20 protein-coding genes and 4 pseudogenes are annotated in these 21913 nt (G+C 64.8%); 10 read left to right on the top strand and 14 right to left on the bottom strand.

Translation table 11 applies throughout. From position 1 onward, the window contains the following. From JSE7799_RS13295 to JSE7799_RS13270, 6 genes and pseudogenes are all read left to right on the top strand, one after another. Positions 1 to 865, top strand: an 865-nt coding sequence (locus JSE7799_RS13295; RefSeq protein WP_055664055.1) for an IS110 family RNA-guided transposase, incomplete at its 5' end; no start/stop codon positions are given. A 274-nt stretch (positions 866 to 1139) separates the two neighbouring features. Next, positions 1140 to 1529, top strand: a pseudogene (locus tag JSE7799_RS13290) (transposase); the annotation flags it as partial. A gap of 103 nt (positions 1530 to 1632) precedes the next feature. Next, positions 1633 to 1968, top strand: coding sequence for a hypothetical protein (locus tag JSE7799_RS13285; protein WP_222101765.1), 336 nt, complete (start codon positions 1633 to 1635; stop codon positions 1966 to 1968). A 106-nt stretch (positions 1969 to 2074) separates the two neighbouring features. Next, positions 2075 to 3085, top strand: a complete 1011-nt coding sequence (locus JSE7799_RS13280) for a glycosyltransferase family 2 protein (protein ID WP_055664050.1) — start codon at positions 2075 to 2077, stop codon at positions 3083 to 3085. Next, positions 3082 to 4770: a DUF5927 domain-containing protein gene (locus JSE7799_RS13275; RefSeq protein ID WP_055664049.1), complete on the top strand. Its 1689-nt coding sequence runs from the start codon at positions 3082 to 3084 to the stop codon at positions 4768 to 4770. The genes JSE7799_RS13280 and JSE7799_RS13275 overlap by 4 nt, the downstream gene beginning before the upstream one ends. Then, complete coding sequence (locus JSE7799_RS13270) at positions 4760 to 6127, top strand: hypothetical protein (protein WP_055664048.1); 1368 nt, start codon at positions 4760 to 4762, stop codon at positions 6125 to 6127. The genes JSE7799_RS13275 and JSE7799_RS13270 overlap by 11 nt, the downstream gene beginning before the upstream one ends. A 6-nt stretch (positions 6128 to 6133) precedes the next feature. Here JSE7799_RS13270 and JSE7799_RS13265 read toward each other — a convergent pair whose 3' ends face one another. The 6 genes from JSE7799_RS13265 to JSE7799_RS13240 all read right to left on the bottom strand — a co-directional run bounded on the left by JSE7799_RS13265 (position 6134) and on the right by JSE7799_RS13240 (position 9825). Beyond that, positions 6134 to 6598 carry a PTS sugar transporter subunit IIA gene (locus tag JSE7799_RS13265; protein ID WP_055664047.1) on the bottom strand — a complete coding sequence of 155 codons (465 nt, stop codon included), beginning with the start codon at positions 6596 to 6598 and terminating at the stop codon, positions 6134 to 6136. A gap of 40 nt (positions 6599 to 6638) precedes the next feature. Continuing rightward, positions 6639 to 7211 (bottom strand): ribosome hibernation-promoting factor, HPF/YfiA family, encoded by a 573-nt coding sequence (hpf, locus tag JSE7799_RS13260; protein ID WP_055664046.1) that lies wholly within the window; start codon positions 7209 to 7211, stop codon positions 6639 to 6641. A gap of 126 nt (positions 7212 to 7337) precedes the next feature. Continuing rightward, complete coding sequence (lptB, locus tag JSE7799_RS13255; protein WP_055664045.1) at positions 7338 to 8087, bottom strand: LPS export ABC transporter ATP-binding protein; 750 nt, start codon at positions 8085 to 8087, stop codon at positions 7338 to 7340. Next, entirely contained in the window at positions 8084 to 8560 is a 477-nt protein-coding gene (lptA, locus tag JSE7799_RS13250) for a lipopolysaccharide transport periplasmic protein LptA (protein ID WP_144431700.1), read from the bottom strand. Before lptA ends, lptB begins: the two co-directional genes overlap by 4 nt. A 12-nt stretch (positions 8561 to 8572) precedes the next feature. Further along, positions 8573 to 9181 carry an LPS export ABC transporter periplasmic protein LptC gene (gene lptC, locus JSE7799_RS13245; protein WP_055664044.1) on the bottom strand — a complete coding sequence of 203 codons (609 nt, stop codon included), beginning with the start codon at positions 9179 to 9181 and terminating at the stop codon, positions 8573 to 8575. A 14-nt stretch (positions 9182 to 9195) separates the two neighbouring features. After that, positions 9196 to 9825 carry a ribonuclease D gene (locus tag JSE7799_RS13240; RefSeq protein ID WP_055664043.1) on the bottom strand — a complete coding sequence of 210 codons (630 nt, stop codon included), beginning with the start codon at positions 9823 to 9825 and terminating at the stop codon, positions 9196 to 9198. A gap of 165 nt (positions 9826 to 9990) precedes the next feature. Between JSE7799_RS13240 and cls the strand changes: the two genes are divergently transcribed. The 3 genes from cls to JSE7799_RS13225 all read left to right on the top strand — a co-directional run bounded on the left by cls (position 9991) and on the right by JSE7799_RS13225 (position 13717). Next, positions 9991 to 11352 carry a cardiolipin synthase gene (gene cls / locus JSE7799_RS13235; protein ID WP_055664042.1) on the top strand — a complete coding sequence of 454 codons (1362 nt, stop codon included), beginning with the start codon at positions 9991 to 9993 and terminating at the stop codon, positions 11350 to 11352. Positions 11353 to 11362: 10 nt separating this feature from the next. After that, the gene (locus JSE7799_RS13230) at positions 11363 to 12043 is read left to right on the top strand and encodes an endonuclease/exonuclease/phosphatase family protein (protein WP_245624889.1); all 681 of its coding nucleotides are present in this window, start codon (positions 11363 to 11365) and stop codon (positions 12041 to 12043) included. A gap of 561 nt (positions 12044 to 12604) precedes the next feature. Continuing rightward, positions 12605 to 13717: a DUF6538 domain-containing protein gene (locus tag JSE7799_RS13225; protein WP_055664041.1), complete on the top strand. Its 1113-nt coding sequence runs from the start codon at positions 12605 to 12607 to the stop codon at positions 13715 to 13717. Between the two features lie 500 nt (positions 13718 to 14217). Here the strand turns inward: JSE7799_RS13225 and JSE7799_RS13215 are convergent, their stop codons facing one another. The 4 genes and pseudogenes from JSE7799_RS13215 to JSE7799_RS13205 form a co-directional block, all read right to left on the bottom strand. Continuing rightward, a complete protein-coding gene (locus JSE7799_RS13215) occupies positions 14218 to 14598 on the bottom strand; it encodes a hypothetical protein (RefSeq protein WP_055664039.1) in 381 nt (126 codons plus the stop codon). 153 nt (positions 14599 to 14751) lie between these two features. After that, positions 14752 to 16194 carry a fused MFS/spermidine synthase gene (locus JSE7799_RS13210; RefSeq protein WP_055664052.1) on the bottom strand — a complete coding sequence of 481 codons (1443 nt, stop codon included), beginning with the start codon at positions 16192 to 16194 and terminating at the stop codon, positions 14752 to 14754. 270 nt (positions 16195 to 16464) lie between these two features. Next, positions 16465 to 16830 carry a cytochrome P450 gene (locus tag JSE7799_RS19965; protein WP_245624888.1) on the bottom strand — a complete coding sequence of 122 codons (366 nt, stop codon included), beginning with the start codon at positions 16828 to 16830 and terminating at the stop codon, positions 16465 to 16467. 41 nt (positions 16831 to 16871) lie between these two features. After that, positions 16872 to 17369: pseudogene (locus JSE7799_RS13205) on the bottom strand (IS5 family transposase); the annotation flags it as partial. On the opposite strand from JSE7799_RS13205, the pseudogene JSE7799_RS21855 reads away from it, so the two are divergent. After that, a pseudogene (locus JSE7799_RS21855) lies at positions 17355 to 18365 on the top strand (ROK family protein); the annotation flags it as partial. The pseudogenes JSE7799_RS13205 and JSE7799_RS21855 overlap by 15 nt on opposite strands. 107 nt (positions 18366 to 18472) lie before the next feature. Here JSE7799_RS21855 and JSE7799_RS19960 read toward each other — a convergent pair. The 4 genes and pseudogenes from JSE7799_RS19960 to JSE7799_RS13185 all read right to left on the bottom strand — a co-directional run. Beyond that, a pseudogene (locus JSE7799_RS19960) lies at positions 18473 to 18637 on the bottom strand (IS3 family transposase); the annotation flags it as partial. 11 nt (positions 18638 to 18648) lie between these two features. Then, complete coding sequence (gene uxaC / locus JSE7799_RS13195; RefSeq protein WP_055664037.1) at positions 18649 to 20040, bottom strand: glucuronate isomerase; 1392 nt, start codon at positions 20038 to 20040, stop codon at positions 18649 to 18651. A 5-nt stretch (positions 20041 to 20045) separates the two neighbouring features. Next, positions 20046 to 21332: a TRAP transporter large permease gene (locus JSE7799_RS13190; protein ID WP_055664036.1), complete on the bottom strand. Its 1287-nt coding sequence runs from the start codon at positions 21330 to 21332 to the stop codon at positions 20046 to 20048. Further along, positions 21329 to 21856 carry a TRAP transporter small permease gene (locus tag JSE7799_RS13185; protein WP_055664035.1) on the bottom strand — a complete coding sequence of 176 codons (528 nt, stop codon included), beginning with the start codon at positions 21854 to 21856 and terminating at the stop codon, positions 21329 to 21331. The genes JSE7799_RS13190 and JSE7799_RS13185 overlap by 4 nt, the downstream gene beginning before the upstream one ends. Positions 21857 to 21913 lie beyond the last annotated feature (57 nt).

Below are 21913 nucleotides of genomic sequence, written 5' to 3'. Positions count from 1 at the left end.
TAGCGCCAGTTACTGGGCGCGGGAGATGGAATCGCTCGGCCATGAAGCGAAACTTATCGCGCCGCAATACGTCNGGCCCTTCGTCAAGCGTCAGAAAAACGACGCGGCTGATGCCGAGGCGATCGTGATCGCCGCGCGCCAGCCGGAGATGCGCTTCGTCGCGCCGAAGACGGCGGAGCAGCAGGCAAAGGCGGTAATGTTCCGGAGCCGAGAGCGCCTGGTCCATCAGCGCACCGAGCTCGTGAACGCGCTGCGGGCCGTTCTCTACGAATACGGCCATGTATTCCCGACCGGCCTTGTTCATCTGAAGCGGATCGAGGCGCTGATGGATGATCCCGCGTCCGATCTGCCGTCGCTGATCATTGCGGAATGCCAGGACTTGCTGGCGCAGATTGCTGAGAAGACGGAAAGGATCGACGCGAAGACCAAAGGGCTGAAGGCCCTCGCGGCCGAGACGGACACGGCGCGTCGACTGCAGACGATGCCGGGGGTCGGGCCCCTGACGGCGCTGGCGGTCGAGGCCTTCGCGCCCGACATGGCGCAGTTCAAGTGTGGCCGAGACTTTGCAGCTTGGCTGGGGCTCGTGCCACGCCAGCATTCTTCGGGCGGCAAGGAGCGTCTCGGCCGAATATCGAAAGCGGGTCAGACCGACATCCGGCGGCTCCTGATCATCGGCGCAATGTCGCGGCTGAACTGGCTCGGGCGCCGATCAGTCCTGGAGGGCTCATGGCTCGCAAGGATGCTGGCGCGGAAGCCGAAGATGTTGGTCGCGATCGCACTGGCGAACAAGATGGCGCGGCAGCTCTGGGCCATGCTGACGAAGAACGAGAATTACAGAGATCCGGCGCTGGCGACGGCGGCATGAGCTTCATGTCTTAGTCACCCAGCGTCGGTGCCAAGGGGAGTGTGAGAAGCCGACGACCTGAATGGGCGCAACGATCGAACAGATCTGGAATGGGGAAACCAGTAGTTGGCTCAGAGCCAAGAGCTCGTTTTGGAGATTTGGCCCCGCTCCGCAGATCACCATATCGGCCCGCGGCTTCTGGAAGTGCCGCACATCGAGGCCTTAAAGAAGTTCGCACTCGATCACACGTCAAAAGGGTCAAAAGCTACTTGCATCACGGGCGGCAACCAAAGAAGCCGTCTGCCCGGCCCGCGCGACCGGCGCCGCGCTCGTCATGCCCTACGCCAACACAGGTGCGATGAGCGACCACCTCGCCGAGATCGCCCGGCACGTTTCGCCCGGCGCGCACGCCATCCTCGTCGTTGACGGCGCCGGCTGGCACAGCTCCAGGGAGCTCGTCGTGCCGGCGAACATCACCCTACTGACGCTTCCGCCCTACAGCCCCGAGCTGAACCCGGTCGAAAACATCTGGCAATTTCTCCGCCAGAACCACCTCGCGAACCGCGTCTTCGAGAGCTACGACGCCATCGTCGGCGCCTGCTGCGAGGCGTGGAACGCGCTCATCGCAATCCCGGAGCGGGTCGCCTCGGTAACCTCCCGAGATTGGGCGAAGGTCAGCGGATGATGCCGTTGGTATGATCCGGCAGGAAAAGCTGCAGAACCTCTGGATCCAGGGAGGCCCACGGGCGCGATGCTTCTTTGCTCAAGACCCGCGCCGCGCGCCGACCTTGTCGAAGGTGCCGCTGGTGCGGTGGCACTGGCGCTATGCCTATGTGACGTCGACGCATTCCCTGCTGCCCCGGCACCTCAACCGCGTCTACGACGAAGACGGGGGCGAGGCGCCGATTGGGATACTGCTGCACACCAAGTTCCTGCCCCAGATTCTCGTGAAATCCGCCGAGGAGAAGACGCGCAGGCAGCATTTCGAGAATTCGTCACTCTATGACGGATACTACGACGCGCTCGTGGACGACCCGGTGCTCTGGTGCCCGGCCTCGACCCGGCTCGAAGACTGGCGGCAGCTTGAGGATCTGGGCCTCATGTCGCGCGGCGGGTGGGATTGACGCACCCCGAACACGACGCCGCGCATTGCACCCGTTCCCCTCAAAGTGCTTTATCGATTCAAAGCGCGGCACGAGGCCCCATGCGGCAGGAGAGCGTAACCGGCATATGGGTCTGATCTCGTCCAACAGGATGCGCCTGCGGCGGCAATACTGGCGCATTCGCGCGCTGCGGCGGCGCAGGCAACTCCAAGCGGTTGTCAACAGGACAGGGACGATCGCGCGCGACGACATCCTGTGCTTCACTACGGTTCGCAACGAACGTACCCGCCTGCCCTACTTTCTCGACTACTACCGCGCGCGCGGCGTCGGGCATTTCTTCTTCGTCGACAACGACAGCGACGATGGCACCCGCGAATTCCTCGCCGATCAACCCGACGTGTCACTCTGGACAACCCGGCACAGCTATGCGGGCGCGGCCTTCGGGGTGGATTGGCTCAACTGGCTGATGCGACGGCACGCGCATGGCCATTGGTGCCTGACGGTCGATGCCGATGAATTCCTCGTCTACCCGTTCTGCGACACGCGGCCCCTGCGCGCCCTGACCGACTGGCTCGACGCCTCCTGCCTGCGCAGCTTCGGGGCGATGCTTCTGGACATGTATCCCAAGGGCCCGCTCGTCGCGCAGCCCTACCGCGAAGGTCAGGACCCGTTCGAGATCGCGTCATGGTTCGACGGCGGCAATTACATGTTCGAGCGGAACCCCCTGTTCTGGAACCTGTGGATTCAGGGCGGCATCCGGGCGCGTGTCTTCTTCGCGGACGATCCGTGGCGCGCGCCCGCGCTCAACAAGACGCCGCTGGTGAAATGGCGGCGCAACTACGTCTATGTCAGTTCGACCCACGCCCTCCTGCCGCGCGGTCTGAACCTGACCTACGCGTCCGGCGGTGGCGAAAAGACGACGGGCCTCCTGCTCCACGCCAAGTTCCTCGACCTCTTCGCCGACCGCGCCGCCGAGGAGGCCGAACGAGCGGAACATTACCGCGGGGCGGAGGAATACCGGGCCTATGCTGCCGCGCTCGACGGGTCGCAGGATCTCTGGTGCCAGTGGTCGGAGCGCTACATCAACTGGCGCCAGCTCGAAATCCTCGGCCTGATGTCGAAGGGGAACTGGGCATGACGCTCGGCTTCGCGATGCTGGTCCACACCGATTTCGACCGGGCCGCCGAGGTCGCGCGCTACTTCGCGGGCAACGATTGCCCGGTGGCGATCCATGTGGACGCAAAGGTCCCGCAGAAGGTCTTTCGCGCGTTTCGCGACGACCTCTCGGACCAGACGCGGGTGCGATTCTGCCGCCGGGTCCGGGTGGAATGGGGGACTTGGTCGCTTGTCCGGGCGACGCAGAATGCCGCGAGCCTCCTCCTCGAGACGTTCCCGGAGGTCCGCCACGTCTTTCTCGCCTCCGGCTCCTGTCTGCCGCTGCGGCCGGTGGCGGAGTTGCGGGCCCATCTCGACGCGCACCCGGAGACCGACTTCATCGAAAGCGTGACCACCGATCATGTCCCTTGGACGGTCGAGGGATTGGAGGCGGAGCGCTTCACGCTGCGCTTTCCGTTCTCGTGGCGGCGACAGCGGGCCTTGTTCGACGGTTATGTCCGCCTGCAGCGGCGTCTCGGCCTGCGTCGGCGGACTCCCGAAGGCGTGACACCGCATCTGGGCAGTCAATGGTGGTGCCTGACGCGCCGGACGCTGGAGAGCATCCTGTCGGGGCCGGACCGTGCGCGGATGGATGCCTATTTCTCCAAGGTCTGGATCCCCGACGAAAGCTACTTTCAAACCCTCGCCCGGCACCATTCCACGAAGATCGAAAGCCGGTCCCTCACGCTCGCCAAGTTTGACGTGCACGGCAAACCGCACATCTTCTACGACGATCACGCGCCCCTTCTGGCGCGGTCGGATTGCTTTGTGGCGCGCAAGATCTGGCCGCGGGCGAACCGCCTTTACGCGACCTTCCTCGACGATACCCGGCCCGCATCCCGGCGAGCGGACCCCAATCCGGGCAAGATCGACCGCGTCTTCTCCAAGGCGAACGCCCGACGCGGCGAGGGGCGCGCAGGGCTCTATTCCCAAGCCCGCTTTCCGGGGCCGCATTATTCCGGCATTCCCACCTGCGCCCGCTATAACGTGTTTTGCGGCTTCGACGATCTGTTCGACGGGTTCCGGCCCTGGCTGGCCCGGCGGATCGGCGGCCGTGTCCACGGCCATCTCTATGCGCCCGACCGGGCGGAATTTGCGGATGATGCGACGGTGATGAACGGCTGCCTGTCGGATTCCGCCAGCCTCCGCGACCACCGCCCGGCGCAGTTCCTGACGAACCTGCTGTGGTCCACGCGCGGCGAACGGCAGTCGTTCCTGTTCGGGCCCCGCGACCGGCAGGACCTGACCGCGTTCCTCGCCCGCGACCCGAACGCCACGATCGCCGTGATCTCCGGGGCGTGGGCGGTTCCGCTGCACCGATCGGACCTGAGCTTCGAGGCGATGATGGCCGAGGCCGCGCGCCTGCAGCGGGCCGAGCTGGATTTCCTACGGCTTTTGCGTGCGCCGGGAACGATCGCGCGCACGCATCTCTGGACGCTGGCCGATTTCGTGGTTCAACCGGAGGCGAATCTGGACGGCGTCCTCGACGAAGTCGCGCCGCCCGAGCCGCGCCGCATGCAGGCTTTGCCCCCGATGCGCGACATGTCGGCGCTGCTCGAATTCCTGCCGCGGCTGCGCGATGCTGGTATCAAGCTGCAGGTGACCGGGGATTTCGACGCCTCGCCCGGTGCGGTACCGCGCGCAAGGGAGGTCCGCCATGTCGGGTAATTACGACGCGTTCGTCCTGTTCGCCGAAATGCGGACGGGGTCGAACCATCTCGAAGCGTCGCTGGCCGCGCTCGACGGTGTGGAGAGCTTCGGCGAGGTCTTCAATCCGGTCTTCATCGGTGCCCCGAACCGCGCCGACCTGTTCGGGATCGACATGCATGCGCGGGAGGCGGACCCGATGCCGCTGCTGCGTGCCGTGGTCGGCGCGCCCGGCCTGACGGGCTTTCGCTTCTTTCACGACCATGATCCACGCGTGCTGGACCCGGTGCTGAACAATCGGCGGATCGCCAAGGTCTTTCTCACGCGCAACCCGCTCGACAGCTATGTTTCGCTGCAAATCGCGGTGGAGACGGGTCAATGGCGTCTGACCAATGCGAAAATGGCGAAGACGGCCACGGCGCGGTTTCAACCGGAGGAGTTCGACGCGTTGGTCGCGCGACAGGCGGCCTTTCGCGACCGCACCCACCGTCGGTTGCAGGAGACGGGTCAGGGCGCATTCTGGCTCACCTACGACAATATCGGCGACCTCGACGTGCTGAACGGATTGGCCGCCTTCCTCGGGATTGCGGCACGGCTGGATACGGTGCCCGGCAAGATCAAGAAGCAGAACCCGGGCGAGATCGAGGAAAAGGTCGAGAATGTCGCGGAGATGCGCGCCCACCTCGCCCTGCTCGATCCGTTCCTGCTGTCGCGTTCCGTGCATCTCGAACCTGCCCGCGGTCCGGCGGCCGGGATGCTGATGGCGGCGGCCGAGAGCCCGGTTCTGGCGGCACCTTTGGCAAGCGACACGAGCGAGGCCCTGCGCACATGGCTGACCGCGCTCGACGGGGCACCGCCCACGGAAAGCCGGACGCTCAAGGAATTGCGCCCTTGGATGCGGCGACATGGCGGGTTCCTGAGCTTCACGCTTTTGCGGCACCCCCTCGCACGTGCCTACACCATGTTCACCGGCATGCTGTCGGACAAGGGTCGGGAGGCGAACATCCTGCGGCGGATCGTGACGAACCAGCACGGCGTTGATCTGGGAGGGCCCGAAAAAGCGGCGTTTCTGGGATTTCTGAAATTTCTGAAAGCCAACCTGAACGGGCAATCCGCCCTGCCGGTGGCGCCGGAACGGGCGACGCAGGCGGCTCTGCTTGCGGGGATGGCGCAGACGATGCTGCCGCTGCGCCTGATCCGGGAAGGGGAGGCACAGGCGGAACTGGACCGGCTGGCGGGGCGGGCGTCGCCGCGCCTCAACCTGCTTGGTCGTGCCGCACTCAACGCGATCGCGGACGATGAGATCGAAGCAGCCTGCGCCGACGCTTACCGGCGCGATTACGAGGCACTCGGTTTCCGCCGCTGGACGGAAACCTGAGCGCCGTCAGGCGGCTTGGGATGCCTGCGACTCGGTCAGCAGAGTATAGAGCAGGCCGGGGTCAGAATTCGCCCGCAGCTTCGTGCATAAAGCCGGGTCGCGAAGCGTCCGCGACACGAGCGCCAACGCCTTGAGATGCGTCACGCCCGCGCCTTCGGGCGCGAAGAGGGCAAAGATCAGATCGACCGGCTTGCGGTCCATCGCATCAAAATCGAGCGGCGTCTCGAGCCGCACGAACACGCCATGAACCTGGTCGAGCCCCGGAAGCCGCGCATGCGGCAGCGCGATGCCGTCTCCGACACCGGTCGTGCCGAGGCCTTCGCGGTCCTGAAGGGCCGCAAAGGCGGTGGTATAATCCACGCCGTGCACATCCTGCGCGATCTGAGCGAGATCGCAGAACAGACGTTTCTTGCTGGAGGCCTTGGGAAAAACCTTCACAGCCCTGGAAACCAGGATCTCGTTTACCCGCATTGGCTCGCCCTCGTGGTTCCGCCGGGCCGCGACCCTGGCGTTAACTGCTGGTGGCCGGATCGATCCACCCGACATTGCCGTCGTCGCGCCGGTAAACCACGTTGGTTCCGCCACTTTTTTCGTTCTTGAAGACCAGCACCGAGGCACCGGCCAACTCCATCTGCATAACCGCTTCCCCGACCGAGAGCGACGGGATCTCCATCGCCATCTCGGCCACGATCACGGGCGCAAGGTCTTCGGGCTCCTCGGTTTCCCCGACCTCGGCGGCGAGGATATACGAAGACGCCCCGGAGAGTTCAACTGGTTGCTGGCGGGCCTGATGGTGGTTCTTGAGCCGCCGTTTGTAGCGCCGAAGCTGCTTTTCCATCTTGGTGGCGCAGGCATCGAACGCGGCATAGATCTCGCTTGCCTTGTGGCGCGCCTGCGTGGTCAGGCCGGTGGACAGGTGCACGGTCGCCTCGCACACGTATTCATGCCCGTCGCGCGAAAAGATGACGGAGGCGTCGGTCGGGCGGCCGGCATATTTTTCCATGACGACGCCGAGCACGTCCTTCACATGCGTCTGCAGCGCCTCGCCGATGTCGATCTGCTTGCCGGTGATCTGATAGCGCATGATGCCTCCTTGTACGTCTGGATTTTGGCCCGCCCGGCACGAGGTCAAACCCCCGGAGACGCCGCTCGTTCCATCGACGATCCCACGCCGGACGCGCGGGCAAGTCAACGCCCAATCCGGACGGGTTCAGCGTGCGAAGCTATCGCCGAGATAGACGCGGCGGACATTGGCGTCGGCGACGACCTCGTCCGGGCTGCCTGACATCAGGACGCCGCCATCGTGCAGGATATAGGCACGGTCGACGATTTCCAGCGTCTCACGGACGTTGTGGTCGGTGATGAGCACGCCGATCCCGCGGGACTTCAGTTCCACCACCAAGCTGCGGATATCGCCCACCGCGATCGGATCGACGCCGGCGAAGGGTTCGTCGAGCAAAAGGTAACGCGGGGCGGCGGCCAAGCAGCGCGCGATCTCCACCCGCCGCCGCTCGCCCCCGGAGAGCGCAAGCGCGGATGCCCGGCGCAGGTGTTCGATGTGGAACTCGCTCAGAAGCTCCTCCAGCCGCTCGCGGCGGCGATGGCGTTTGGATTCGGCCACTTCGAGGATGGCCATGATGTTCTGCTCGACGGTGAGGCCGCGAAAGATCGACATTTCCTGCGGCAGATAGCCGATCCCGGCCCGCGCCCGGCGATACATCGGCAGCCACGTCACCTCCTGCCCATCCAGCGTGACGGAGCCGCCATCCGGCGTCACCAGCCCCGCGATGCAGTAGAACGTGGTTGTCTTGCCCGACCCGTTCGGCCCGAGCAGCGCCACCACCTCGCCGCGCGCCAGATCCATCGACACGTCGCGGATGACCGGCCGCTTGCGGTAGGACTTTCGCAGGTTGCGGATCGCCAGACCGCCCGAGCCTTCGATGACGGAGGGCGCCCTCAAGGTTGCAGCGTGGTCCGCACGCGTCCCGTGACCGTGCCGGCCCCGCTTTCGAGGTTCACCAGGAGGCGGTCGCCGGCCAGCGTGTTGCCACCCTGCGTCACCAGCACGTCGCCGGTCAGCACGATGTCGGAGGAGCCAAGCGTGTAGGTCGCTTCCTGCCCCTCGGCGGCGTCCTCGCCCGCGACGATCAGCACGTCGCCCATGGCATTCAGACGCTCGATGGAGCGGTCGCCGCCGGCGGTCGCGTAATCCACCGTGACCCGTTCGGCCGACAGCCGCAGATCGCCCTGCACGATCACGACATTGCCCGTCAGCGTCGCACGGCCCGTGGCCTGATCGACCTCGAGGCTATCGGCGGCGACCTCGACCGGGGCGGCGGCATCGAAATCGCCTGCGCCGAACCCGATGGCGGCATTCTGCGCGGCCGCCGGGGCGGACAAAAGCGTGAGCAACAGAAGAAGGCGGAGGATCATGGCGGCATCCGATCAGCTTGGCGGCGTGTATAACAGGTCAACGCCGCCGGTGAACAGCAGCCGTGCCGCGCCGTCCGCATCCTCGTCGATCGTGAGCGACCCGGCGCGCATCCGGCCCAGCGGCCCCTCCCCCGTCACCTCGCCCGGCGAGACGATCCGCAGCCGGCCCAGCGTGCCCTCCAGCCGTTCGGTCCGCACCCGGTAGCCGGTCGAGGTGTCGATGCGGACGTCGCCGTCCAACATCAGGTCGCGCTGCTGAGTATCGATGCGCGCGAAATCGGAGGTGACGGTCGCGCGGCCGTCCCCCGTCAGCACCAGCCGCACCGTCTGCGCGTTCATCAGCCCCGGATCGCCCGGGTCCGGGCGCGCCATCCGCGCCGACAGATCGAACGCCGTCCCGTCGGCCGAGACGCCCGTGACATTCGGGGCGGTCAGCTGCTGGTCGCGCGCGCGTTCGGACACGTCGACATCGGCGAAGGAGATCGCGTCCTGCGGATCGACGCTGCGCGCGAGGAGGAAAACCGTGCTCAGAAGCATCAGCGCCAGTACCGGCAGAACCAGCCGCCCCAGCCGCACCAGGCGCGTATGCCATCCTTCGGGGGGGTGGATCGAAGCGGCCATGTCGTGCCTGCGGGTCAGGAATGGGCGAAGATGTCCGTGTCGGGATAGCCAATCAGGTCGAGCTTCGCACGGGTCGGCAGGAAATCGAAGCAGGCCTGCGCCAGCTCGGTCCGCTCCTCGCGCGCGAGGCGGGCATCGAGCGCTTCCTTCAGGCGGTGCAGATAGAGCACGTCGGAGGCCGCATAGGCCATCTGGTCCTTCGTCAGCTCCTCCGCGCCCCAATCGGAGGTCTGCTGCAGCTTGGAGATGTCCTCGCCCAGCAATTCCGACAGAAGCGCCTTGAGCCCGTGCCGGTCGGTATAGGTCCGCACCAGACGCGACGCGATCTTGGAGCACCAGACCGGCTCGGCCAGAGCGCCGAACGTATGGTACATCGCGGCGATGTCGAAGCGTCCGAAGTGGAACAGCTTGAGGACGGCGCGATCCGTCAGCAGCCGGGCGAGATTGGGCGCCGCATCCTGACCGCGCGCGATCTGGACGAGATGCGCGGTTCCGTCGCCGGAGGACAATTGCACCAGGCAGAGCCGATCGCGATGCGGGTCGAGACCCATCGTCTCGCAGTCGATGGCGACCGCGTTGCCGAGGTCGAGGTCGTCCGGCAGATCGCCGCGGTGCAGGGTGATCTTGTCGAGGGCGATGGTCATGGCCGTCCTTCCGGTAACACGAGGGGCCGGGCTGACACCGGCCTGTCGCGGAGGTAGACCGCGCGGCGGCGGCGGGCAAGCGGGGCCCGTCCCGACCGCCCGGCCTCGTCCCGGCGGGATGGCGCCTTAGGATAGACGGCAACGAAGGGATCGGAACGGCCATTCATGATCGACATCTGGGATCTTCCGCTCTGGGCCACGACCGGCCTGATACTCCTCGCGCTGGCGGCGGCACGCGCCGCGCTCAGCACCGCGCGGACGCCACAGGGGGCGGCCGCCTGGGTGGTGTTCCTGCTCGCCTATCCGCTGTTCGCCGTGCCGATCTTCGCGCTGTTCGGCGGTCTTTCGCGGATCAACCAGAGGCCTGACAAACGCCACGGCGCGACCGATGACAGGGAAGACGCCCCCGGCCGCCTGCACGCGTTGCGCGCCATCACCCATGTGCCGCTGCGCGAGGGGAACGATCTGCGTCTGCTGGTGGACGGGCAGGCGACCTTCGACGCGATGTTCGCGGCGATCGATGCGGCCGAGACGGAAATCCTCGTGCAGTTCTACATCATTCGCGCCGACGGCACCGGAGAGGCGCTGCGCGACCGGCTGATCGCCGCGTCCCGGCGGGGCGTCCGGGTTCGCGTGCTCTGCGACCTGATCGGGTCGGTCACGCTGGGATGGCGCTATCCGCGTGAATTGCGCGAGGCCGGAGTGGAGGTCCGCGGGATGCTGGCCCCGCACCACACGATGGGCCGCGTGGGCGTCAACTTCCGCAACCACCGCAAGAACGTCGTGATCGACAACAAGGTCGGCTTCACCGGCGGCATCAATATCGGCGACGAATACGTCGATGGCGGCAAGCATTTCGATACTTGGCGCGACACGCATCTGCGGGTCGAAGGCCCCATGGTGGGGCACCTGCGCAAGCTCTTCGCCGGCGATTGGGAAGTTGTGTCGGGTCAGAGCCTTCCGGAGATGCCCGTGCCGGGCCCCGCGGGCGACCGGCTCGGCCTCGTGACCGGGTTCGGCCCGACCGATCCGCTGGAGCGGGGCAGCCTTCTGTTCTGCGGGTTGATCGGGCTGGCGCGGCGGCGCCTGTGGATCACGACGCCCTATCTGGTGCCGCATGCCGATGTCCTTACGGCGATCCAGCTTGCACATATGCGCGGCGTCGAGGTCCGCATCATGATCCCCTACCCCGCCGACAGATGGCTGGCCTGGTATGCCAGCCGCGGCATCGCGCGGGAACTGGTCCGCATGGGGATCGAGGTTCACGAATATGTGCCGGGCCTGATGCATCAGAAGGTGATGCTGATCGACGACGACATCGCGTCCGTCGGCACGGTGAACCTCGACATCCGGTCCTTGCTTTTGAACTTCGAGGCGACGGCGCTGGTCGAAGACAAGGGTTTTGCCTCGGAGGTGGAGACGATGCTGAATGCCGATTTCGACCGGTCGCGCCCCGTGCCGGACCCGCCGCCGCGCCATGTCCGGCTGCTGGCGCCGGTGGCGCGGCTTTTCGGTCCGTTGTTGTGAGGTCGTCGCGATGCGTCTGAAAATCGCAAGCTGGAACATTCGCAAGGCCGTCGGCCTCGACTGGCGCCGCGATCCGACACGGGTGTTGCGGGTGCTCAAGGAGATGGCGCCCGACATCATCCTCCTGCAGGAGGCCGACCGCAGGCTGGCGCCGCGACATCCGGCGCTCCCGCTCGCGCAGGTGCGGGCCGCGGGCTGGGACTGGATCGATGCCGATCCGGCCACGCCGTCGATCGGCCATCACGGCAACGCCATCCTGATGCGGCCCGGGCTGGAGGTGGAGCGGATGGTTCCACTGGAACTGCCGGGGCTGGAGCCGCGCGGCGGTATTCTCGCGCGCATCGGAAACGGCGAGGAGGCGCTGACGCTCGGTGCGCTCCATCTCGGCCTGCGCCGCCGCGACCGCCTGCGGCAGGTTGCGAAAGCGGTCTCGGCGGCAGCGGTCCTCGGGGGGCCGGTCCTGATGGGCGGCGACCTCAACGAATGGCGCAAGCGTCCGGATGCGCTTCGCCTCCCCGAGGGGTGGCGCACGATTTCACCCGGAGCCAGCTTCCATGCCGAGCGGCCCACGATGGCCTTCGACCGCTTCCTGCACGGACCGGGCCTCGAGGTGCGCGCCACCGGCGTCTGGCCAAGGCATCTGGCGGCGCGGGCCTCCGATCACCTGCCGATCTGGATCGAGATCGCCTGAGGCGTCTGGGGACGCGCGGCAGGCGAATCACTGACTTCAAGGGGCGTACGTTTCAGTGGAGCCGGTCGCTCGCATCAGCAGAGAGCAGCCGGGTCTCCCATGTTTTTCCATAATTGGGCGGGCGTTCAGAGCCGTATCGCCGCCGATGCCGGACATCAGGACAATAAGCGCGGTGCCGCTGGATCAGGGGGCCGGAACGGCTGCGTCGCGGCTGTCTCCACCTCACGGCGTTCTGGTCAAGGGGCAAGCATTCGCCTGACCACCTCAACGCGGAAAGGGTAAGGCGCACCTAAGCGATCGGAGCAAAAAACAATCCGGCAGAAACCACGTCGCAAACTGCGCCACGACATTTAGGGATCGAGGAAAAAACTCGCGACATCAAGAAACCCCGACGTTTGGAGTTGAACCGTGGTGCCCAGGAGATGCAAGCCCGGCAGCAGGTTGATTTTTCCCTGCTCGACGAGATGAACCCAAGTTTTTCGGGAGAAATCGCCTCATCCACCTCCGGATGAGGTTCCTGAAAACCGACCCCGCTGTGGGGCAGAATGTGGGGCAGATCTTATGCCAATCTCTACCGCCGATTACCTCGATCTCCGAGGCAGAACCTACTACCTACGCATGCGCGTTCCCGCCGAATTTGCTGACGTCGAACCCCTCCCCGAGATCAACAGGTCTCTGAAAACACGCGATCGAGGCGAGGCTGAGGCGCAATGCGCAATCATGCGGGCCGCGCTGATCAATGACTGGCGGGCGCGACGCGCCGGGAAGGCAGCCGACGCTCGCGCGATCTTCGATACTTCGGTCGAACTCCTCAAGAGCTGGGGAATGACGTTCACCCCGATGGACGACCTGCTCACAGGTCCGATGGACGAACTTCTTTCGCGCATCGAGACCATAGCCAGTATCGATCCGAACTCGGCAGCAGTTCCCGCAGCCCTCGGTGCTATCGACCTCCCGGATGCCTGCCTCGACGAGATGGCAGAGCGCATGCCTGTTCTCAAGGAGGCTGACATTCGCGCGAAGAACGCCCGCCAGCGCCGCGAGTGGTGCGGGAACTTCAAGCGCGCCGCCAAGGACTTCAGGGCACAGGTCGGTGAGCGAACGATCCTCACGATCTCAGAGCAAAACGCAGTGGACTACGAGGATTTCTGGAAGAAGCGTGCAAGGACAGGCGCGGTCACGACGAACTACGCGAACAAGCAGATCCGATATGTGCGCCAGATGATCGACGCGCACTTCGACGACATCAGGCTGCCAAAGAGCAAGCGGACCAACGTTTTCGACTGCATGGGCGTGGAGAAGCTTTCCTACGACCCTTCGGATAACGAACGGAAGAAGCTTGCACTCCCTGAAGAATGGGTGTGCCAGCGTCTGGTCAGAGACCGAGTGCTCGAAGGCCTCAATCAGGAGGCGTCGGACATCGCGATCATCGAGGCTATTTGCGGGTGTCGCGCATCCGAGATCTACGATCTTCCAGAAGAAGACATTCACCTGGACGCCCCGATCCCGCACATCATGCTGCAAGTGGTGCTGGAGGGCGAGAACAGGCGAGAACTGAAGAGGAAGTCCACATCCCGTGCTGTCGTATTGCTTGGGCCGGCTCTGGAAGCGATGCGGAGGCACCCCAAGGAATTCACAAGATATCGCGGAAGGCTTCCTACTCGGGTGATGTGAACGGGTTTCTGCGCGGCAACAATCTCTTCCCGGAGCCCCCCAGAGGAAAGACTGGCCGCTACGTCATAAGTGGTCTTCGGCATTCCTTCGAAGATCGAATGGACGATGCGGAGATGACCAACGAGGAGCGAGCACATCTCATGGGGCATTCGATTGGCAAACTTCGAGGGCGCCCAGTTTATGGGAGTGACCTGGAATTGCCCATGCGAGCATTGCTTCATGAGCTGGTCGGTATTGAGGGCGATGGCTGGAAGCCGCGTCCGCGGGCTGAGGTTCGGAAGGAGATCGACAGATTGCGCGAGGCGGCGGGATATCGGCTACGGTAGTCGCCGTGTCGCGCCAGGAATACTGCGCGATGCTCCATGGTTCTGGTCAATGGCGCGCCGGCCGGAGCAGCAGGTGGAGGAGACGCCGGCACGCCGACACGCGGTGATCCTTCCGCGAGTCCGGGTCATTTGACCCTCAAGGAACGGCGCCCCCGGAGTGGGGCGCCAGGATACTCATCCGTCCATCATGTTGGCCGCTATACTCGTAGCGCCGGCGGCGATGAGAGCTGCGGACACGAGGTCGTAGAGCAGATCGAGCTCAGCGAGCGCGGCTGCGATCGGCTCGGCCCCCGGCTCGCGAAACGTGCACTCATAGCCGCCGCGGACATGATGCTCATCGCCATGCCAGTAGACGTGGGTGCGATCCCTGATTTGCCCGCCGAACCGCTCGATGAGGGTCTTGAGATCGCGCGCGAAGCTGTCGTCGAAGATGTCGCGGCGGACGATCTTGCCCGCGAGAGACGACGGGAAGGGATTGTCAGGTTGTTTTATGTGGATCAGCGTGGGCGATTGATACCGGCAATGCCACTGACCTGCCCTCGTGAAATCCCTCACCGTGATGCAGAGTCTGCTCAACCTCGAAGGAGCAGACGGATGCGAAAGAGCCATTACAGCGGGCCGCAGACCATCGGGATGATCAAGGAGCAGGGTCGACGCACTGCGTCGGCGGGAAGCCAACAGCTGAAGTCTACCACCTAAATTTGGCCCCTATCGGTGGCCGACCCATTCTCGGTCGTCGGTGAAGGCGCGAGCCTCGGAGATGCGGGTGCGTTCGTAATCGTCCGGCAAGGTGTCCAGAGAGGCGAGTGCCGTTGGAGAAGCGGCAAGGAGAAAGTTGGCGCGGCCTTGATCATTCAGAGGGCCACGAACCGCTTCCACATGCGGGTAGAGCTCGCGCAGGATCGCGTGAACGCCGCGCACAAGCGGCCCATCGTGTTCATCGATCAGGTTCACATAGACTGGACCGTCCACAATGGTGCGCAGCCGCTCATAGGTCTCGCGCGTTGCCAGATGGGCCGGCACCGAGCCCGAGGAGAATGCATCCATCACGGCGGCATCGAAGCGGCGTTCTGTCTCGTTCAGGTAGACTCGTCCGTCCGCATGAACGAGGCCAAGCCGACCCGTCGCCTCCTGCGCGTCGTTGGCCGCGTCGTAACCGGTCCGCGCGATCATTTCCGCCGCCCGCGGCAAGTGCTGCTGAACCACCCGCGTCACAAGGGGGTCGATTTCCACCGCGATGGCTTGGGCATCGGGGCGCGACGCGAGAAGCTCTGTCGGCAGGCTGTAGCCGCCGCCACCGATGAACAGCACGGAGGGCGCAGGGCCCAAGTCGCGATCCAGGCGCATCCAGAGCCATTGTGTATAAGGAAGCGAGAGATCGACGGGGCCGTCTCGCTCAGCGCCCCGAGAGACCCGCTCGGCCGCCTGCGCGGTTCCGTCCGAGAAAAGTCGCACCACGGCGCCGCGCTGCACGACATGCAGGCAAGACAGGCCGGACTCGTATTGGCATGCTGGCGCACCGGCCAGACCTGCGAAGGCCACGAACCCCGCCGCCGCGACGGCCACAGCGGTATCTGCCCCCCCGTCTTGCCTTCTTTCTCCGCCAGGCGGAGCATTTCGCACAAATGGCAGGCAAAGAAGGGTGGCCGCGCCACACGCGGCGAAGGTTGCCGTCGCACCGATGAACGGCAGAGCCACGAAGCCGGCAACGATCGCGCCGAAAATCGCGCCGACCGATCCCGCCGCGAGCACGAAACCCAGCGACGAACCTTCCCGCCCGGGCCTCGCCTGGATCGCAACCTTGGCCAGAAAGGGCGATGGCAGCGTGACGCAAACCGATGCCGGGAAAAAGACCAGAAAGACGCTGAGCAGCATCCCCCCGGTGCCCCGCGCGCCCCAAGAATGCAGCAGGCCGAGCAAGGTCGGTGACACCGCCATGAGGACCGCCGCCGCGACCAGCGCATTGCGGACAGTGCCAACTGCGACCGCGGTGGGGCGTTCTGCAATGAGGCCACCGAGGGCGCTGCCCAGCGAAAACCCTCCCAAGACGATTGCGATGACGCTTGTCCAGGTCAGCAGCGACGTTCCGAAGAAGGGAGCGAGAACGCGGCCCGCGGCAATCTCGTAGGTCAGTCCGGCAGCGGACAACATCAAGATCAATGCGATGGTAGTCGAGAACCGGATGGGAACCTCCTTCCCGATACTCAGGGCATTGGCGTCCCGCATCCCTTTGCAGATCACCTCCCCGGCCGTTGGTAAACTTCGAGCAACATGGACGATCAAGCAGGATCTACCAAGCTATAGAGCTGGGGAAGTAGAGAGCTTCTATTTATATCATCTGGCCCGCGGGAAAGGGCACCAGTTCGAGAAACAGGTGTCCCATCGGCGCTGATGCCGGACATGTCGGGTCGGCATGCACAGTCAATGCGTGGCGACGGGATGCAATACAATCGGAAGACCATTCTTGGGCCTTGGGATAGGCATGCGTTGCCATTCGGTTCCGGTTGGGCTCGCCAGCTCCACTCGACGCTCGCGCAGCAAGGTCGCGATGAAAAGCTTGACCTGCAAGGTCGAGAAATGCATGCCTATGCACTTGTGCGCACCTCCACCAAACAGCGTCCGTGCGAATTTGTGCACCTGGTCTTCTGCACGGTTAGGCGAAAACCGAGAAGGATCGAACCGTTCTGGGTCGGTGTAGAATTCAGGCGACAACATAGTGATCCCAGGGTTCAGCGTGATTGCGGTGTCTGCTGGAAAATCGAAGCCCTTCCGGTGGCTCTGTTGCACGGAACGCCTGAAGGCCGAGCTTCCCCTTTCCCCCGTGGGGATCAGCCGACAGGTCGCGTGATGGGGATGCCGAGGGCGGTGAAGCGATTGAGGATGGCGATGCGGACCTGGAGTTCGGCGGTTTGTCTGTCGAAGTCTCGGGCCATGAGTTTTTGCCCGAGCAGCTTCATGCAGTTCATCTTGGTCTCGGCGCGGCTTCGGCGGTGGTATCCGCTCCATCGGCGCCAGATGGTCCGGCCAAGACGCTTGATCGCGCGTAAGGCCTCGTTCCTTCCTGCCGCCCCTGGGCTGTGCTTCTTCCACGGCTTGGCGTTGCGCCCGGGAGGGATGACCGCATCCGCGCTCCGGTTCGCGATGGCATCGCGGCAACCGCGGGTGTCGTAGGCGCCGTCGGCGGTGACGGATGCGATCTCCTCGTCTGCTGGGACCTGGCCGAGCAGGTCCGGCAATACGGGTGCATCGCCCACGCCGCTGCCGGTGATCTCGACAGCACGAACCTCCAAGGTCGCCTCGTCCATGGCCAGATGGACCTTGCGCCAAGGGGTGGTTGGTTCACCCGGAGATTACGCCGCCTTCAAATTTCCACCACCTTCGCGACACGACCCGCCCAGCTACGCCGCTGGACTCGCGATGTGAATCCCCGGCAGGCTCCGTGCAACAAGGCCGATCTGGTGGGCCAGCTAACCGCTCATGACCTGCTGCACGAGAACACCGCGCGCGGGCGCGGCAAGGGGCGTCCGGCGGCGGTGCTGTCATTCAACCCACTGCGCCTTGGCGCGGTCTTCATCACTGTCACAGATCAGACACTGGTGGCCAGTGCCGTTGACTTGGACCTGCGCGTTCTGGGACAGGTCACCGCTGCCCCGCCGCACGAGTCCGACAATGCCGCTATGGCGGCATGCCTGCGCAGCTTGATTCGGGACACCGCAGCGATTTTCGCGCCCCGGGCCGAGCTTTGCGCCATCGTCTGTTCAATGTCCGGCCTGCTGGACGTGGGCCGCGAGACCTGGTGTGTCTCGGCTCGCTGGCCCGAGTTGCGGAACTTCCATCTTGGTGCGGCGCTGGCCGGATTCAACTGCCCGGTCTGGCTGATCCGCAACCTTGATGCTGAACTGGCCGGCCTGCGCCTGCACGAGGGCCACGGCGCCGAGGAGACCGCTCTCTTGCTGCACTGGGGCCATGGCATCGGCGCCGCCTATGCCGCGGGTGGCGACGTCGTGAACCGCAGCCGTGGCCGCTTCTGCGAGATCGGCCACTGGGGCCTTGGCAACGGGCGCGGCCTGCGCTGCAACTGCGGCAACACCGACTGCTTGGAAACCGTGGCCGGCCTTTGGTCGATTCAGCCTGCCCTTTCGGCCGAATTTCCGGGTTTGCCCTCGAGCGAAAGCGGGGTCACCGCTCATCTCGCGCGGATGGACCTGCGCGAGTCGCCGGTCGTCCAAATCGCGCTTTCCGAGATGCTGCGTCTGACTGCGAACCTGTGCCGGCTGCTGTTTCCCGAGCGGGTGATCCTGACGGGGCCCTTCGTGCAGAACCCCGAGGTGTTCAGCAGGTTCGTTCAAACCCTTGATGTCGCGCCGAGGCTGCGTTCGCTCGACAGGATAGGCTCGAGCAGGCGGCGGTTGTTGGAGCTGTCCGCCTATTCCAGCGTCGCGTATTCCACGGCTTCAATGCTTCGCCATGGCCTGAGGCGGTGGATGAGCTCGGCCTTGTTGAAGAGCCCGTTAATCGTCTCGGCCAGCGCGTTGTTGTAGCTGTCGCCGACACTGCCACTGAATAGTCCGAGTCCTGCTTCGGCGGGGCGTTCATCGACGATGATTAGAGCCGGAAAGCCCTTGACGCGAGCCCGCCCGCCAGAAGCGGGGCGATAGCGAACGCTTCCTCTTCATCGACGCGATGGCTGGTGACCAACTCAGCGAGAAAAGAGCTGTCGACCCGCCGAGCCACGTCGTGGCGTGCGGGGATAGAACAGAGCGCGCGGGTATCGTCGTTGAAGCCCGCGCAGTTCCAGAATCCGGCGGTCTCGGTCACCGACGCGCGATAGCGGCGCATCCCTTCATAACTGTCGTGAAACCACCAAGGCGGGCCGAGGAGCAGGCAGGGCCACACACCAGCGAGCGGCGCGAGTTCGCGCGCATATGTCGTCTCGTCAAGTGTATAGATAATTACCTTCAGTTCCGGCTCGAGTCCTACCGCGTTGAGGAGCGGGCGAAGCGCCTCGGTAAAGCTGACCGGGACCGGGATATCGAAGCCGCGATCCGCACCATAGGCATTGCGCACCGCAACGGATTGACTGCGGAACGAGCCGGGATGGATTTGCAGCACGAGCCCGTCCGAGACCGACATGCGAGCCATTTCGGTGAGCATCTGTGCGCGGAAGAGTTCGGCGTCATCGGGACCTGCCTTGGCCGCGCGAATCCGATCGAACAGCGCCTGCGCCTCGGCCGCGGGCAGATCGGCTGTGCGCGGCGTTGGGTGGCCGTGATCACTCGCGGTTGCACCCATCTCCTTGAAGAAAGCGCGGCGGCTCCGGTGGGCGTCAAGATAGCCTTGCCAAGTGCCGGTATCGCATCCTGTCATCTCGCCCAGCTTGTCGAGGTTCAAGGCGAAATCGGATTGATCCGGGTCTATCACCGCGTCGGGCCGGTAGGTCGGGAGAACGCGACCGCTCCAGCCATCGTCGCGCACCTTGCGGTGCCAACGCAGGTCGTCGAGAGCACCGTCTGTGGTAGCTATCGCGGAGATCCCGAAGCTCTCATAAAGCGCCCGAGGCCGGTATTCGGGCTGCGCCAGCTTTTCAGCAACGGCGTCGTAGGCGGCGTCTGCGGTGCGGGGAGAAAGTCGCTCAGCGATGCCAAAGACCTCCGAGAGAGCATGATCCACCCAGAGCCGCGAGGGAGTTCCCGCGAAGAGATAGTAGTGCTCAGCAAAGGTGCGCCAAATCGCACGGGGGTCGGTCTCGGCGCCTCTGCCGATGCCCATATCCTCAAATGCCACTCCTTGGCTTGTGAGCATTCGCGTCAAGTAGTGGTCGGGCGTCACAAACAGCGAGGCGGGATCTGAGAACGGCGCGTTCTCTCCCCACCAGCGCGGGTCGGTGTGCCCGTGCGGCGAGATGATCGGCGCGCCTTCAATAGTGGCGAAGATGTTCCGGGCCAGCTCGCGGGTGGCCTGATCGACTGGAAAAAGGCGGTCGGGGTGCAGAGGCATGGGGTTCACATCAGCCAGTTTGGAAGGAAGAGAACGATTTGCGGAAAGAGGATCATGATGGTCACGGTAATCAGGACAGCGGCGATGAAGGGCAGGGCCTCGGTCGTGTAATCGCGGTATGAGCAACCCATGATCCCGCAGACCGTGAACATCGAAACCCCTACCGGAGGCGTCATGCCGCCAAAGGTCACAAGGGTCATCATCACTAGACCGAAGTGCACGGGGTCGATGCCCGCCGCGGTCACGACAGGCACGAGAATCGGTGTCAGAAGCATCACCAGCACGGTGGCCTCGACCAGCATGCCGAGCACAAGCAAGAAGCCCGAGACCACGAAGAGCAGAACCGTCGGATTGGTGAAGGCCGTGAGGGTGAACTCCGCGATGTCCTGCGGCACCCGCTCAAAGGTGATGACGTAGCCAAAGGTGCCGGAGAACAGGATGATCAGCATGATCATGCCGATGTCGTTCAGCGTTTGCACAAACGCATCGAGCACACGGCGTGGCGTCAACTCCCGGTAGATGACCATGCCGACCACCAGCGCGTAGAGTACTGCGAAGCCGCCGGCTTCCGATGGCGTGAAGTAGCCGAAGCGAATGCCCAGCAGCAGCCAGACCGGGAAGAGAACAGCCCAGAAGCCGTTCTTGAAGTCGCGCCAGACCTCGCGGGCCGTTGGCAGGGATTCAAGCTCAGGCACGTAGTTCCGGCGGCGCGCGACGATGGTCGTGGTCAGCATGAGCGCGACAGTCAGTAGAAAGCCCGGCACGAGGCCTGCGATGAACAGGCGACCGATCGAGACCTCTCCGAGGTAGCCGTAGAGGATAAGCCCGAGGCTTGGCGGAATTGTTGCAGTGATCAGGCCGCCGATAGCCAGAACCGCGCCGACAAAACCCGGGCTATATCCCTTCTGGACCATGGGCAGCCCCAGGATTCGCGCCTGCATCGCGGAATCTGCAACCGCCGAACCCGAGACGCCGCCCATCAGCGCGCTGAGCAGGATCGAGGATTGAGCAAGGCCGCCACGCATCCACCCTGCAAGCGTTGTCGCAAGCTGGATCAGGCGACTGGTGATGCCCGAGCCGTTCATGAGGTTGCCGAGCAGGATGAAAAGCGGCACCGCGAGGAGCGGGAAGGACTGGCTGACGGCGACGATCCGTTGCACTGCGGTCGCGTCGGGCAGGAAGGTCGACGGCAGCAGGAAGAAGGAGGTGCCAGCGATGCCGATGGCGAAGGCGACGGGCATGCCAATGGCGATCAGCAGGAGCGCCATGCCCAGGATCAGGGCGGATATCATAGCAGGTCCTCCGCGTCGCGCGCAGCATTGCCGCCAGGTGCATCGGGATCTGCCGAGTGGTCGAGCAACCCTGCAAGCCCGACGGAGAGCAAGCGTCGTATGAAGGATGTCGCGAGCAGTACCGCACCCACCGGAAGTGCCAGCGTTACGACCCCGTAGGAGAGGCCCGAGGCGCCAAGCTCGCGCTCCCAATTGTTGATGGCCAGGAACCAGCCGTGCCAGGCGACGAAGCCGAGGAAAGGCAGGATCAGGACGAGGATCACCAGCGAGAGAGCGGCGCGCACGTGCGTCGGAACTGCGTCGGCCAGGGCGGTGACGCGGATGTGCCGGCCCTGCCGCGCGGCGAGATCCGCACCGAGCATGCACGCCCAGATCAGCGAGAGTTGAGCGTATTGCGGCGCCGCGGCCATCGGCAGGCCGATGCTGCGACCGATGCCCGCGAGCAGGACCGAAAGAACGACGCCGAGCAGCGCGATCAGCGCCACCACCTGCTCCACCCGGTCGAATATCTTCCAAAGCGCCATGACGTCCTCCCCCGTCCTGCAATGGGTCCCGGCCTCGGATCGAGGCCGGGACGAAGC

It is taken from the genome of Jannaschia seosinensis (assembly GCF_001408515.1).
Lineage (GTDB): Bacteria > Pseudomonadota > Alphaproteobacteria > Rhodobacterales > Rhodobacteraceae > Jannaschia > Jannaschia seosinensis.
The sequence above is the reverse complement of the archived record's forward strand: the minus strand, read 5'-3'. Positions and strand labels throughout refer to the sequence as shown.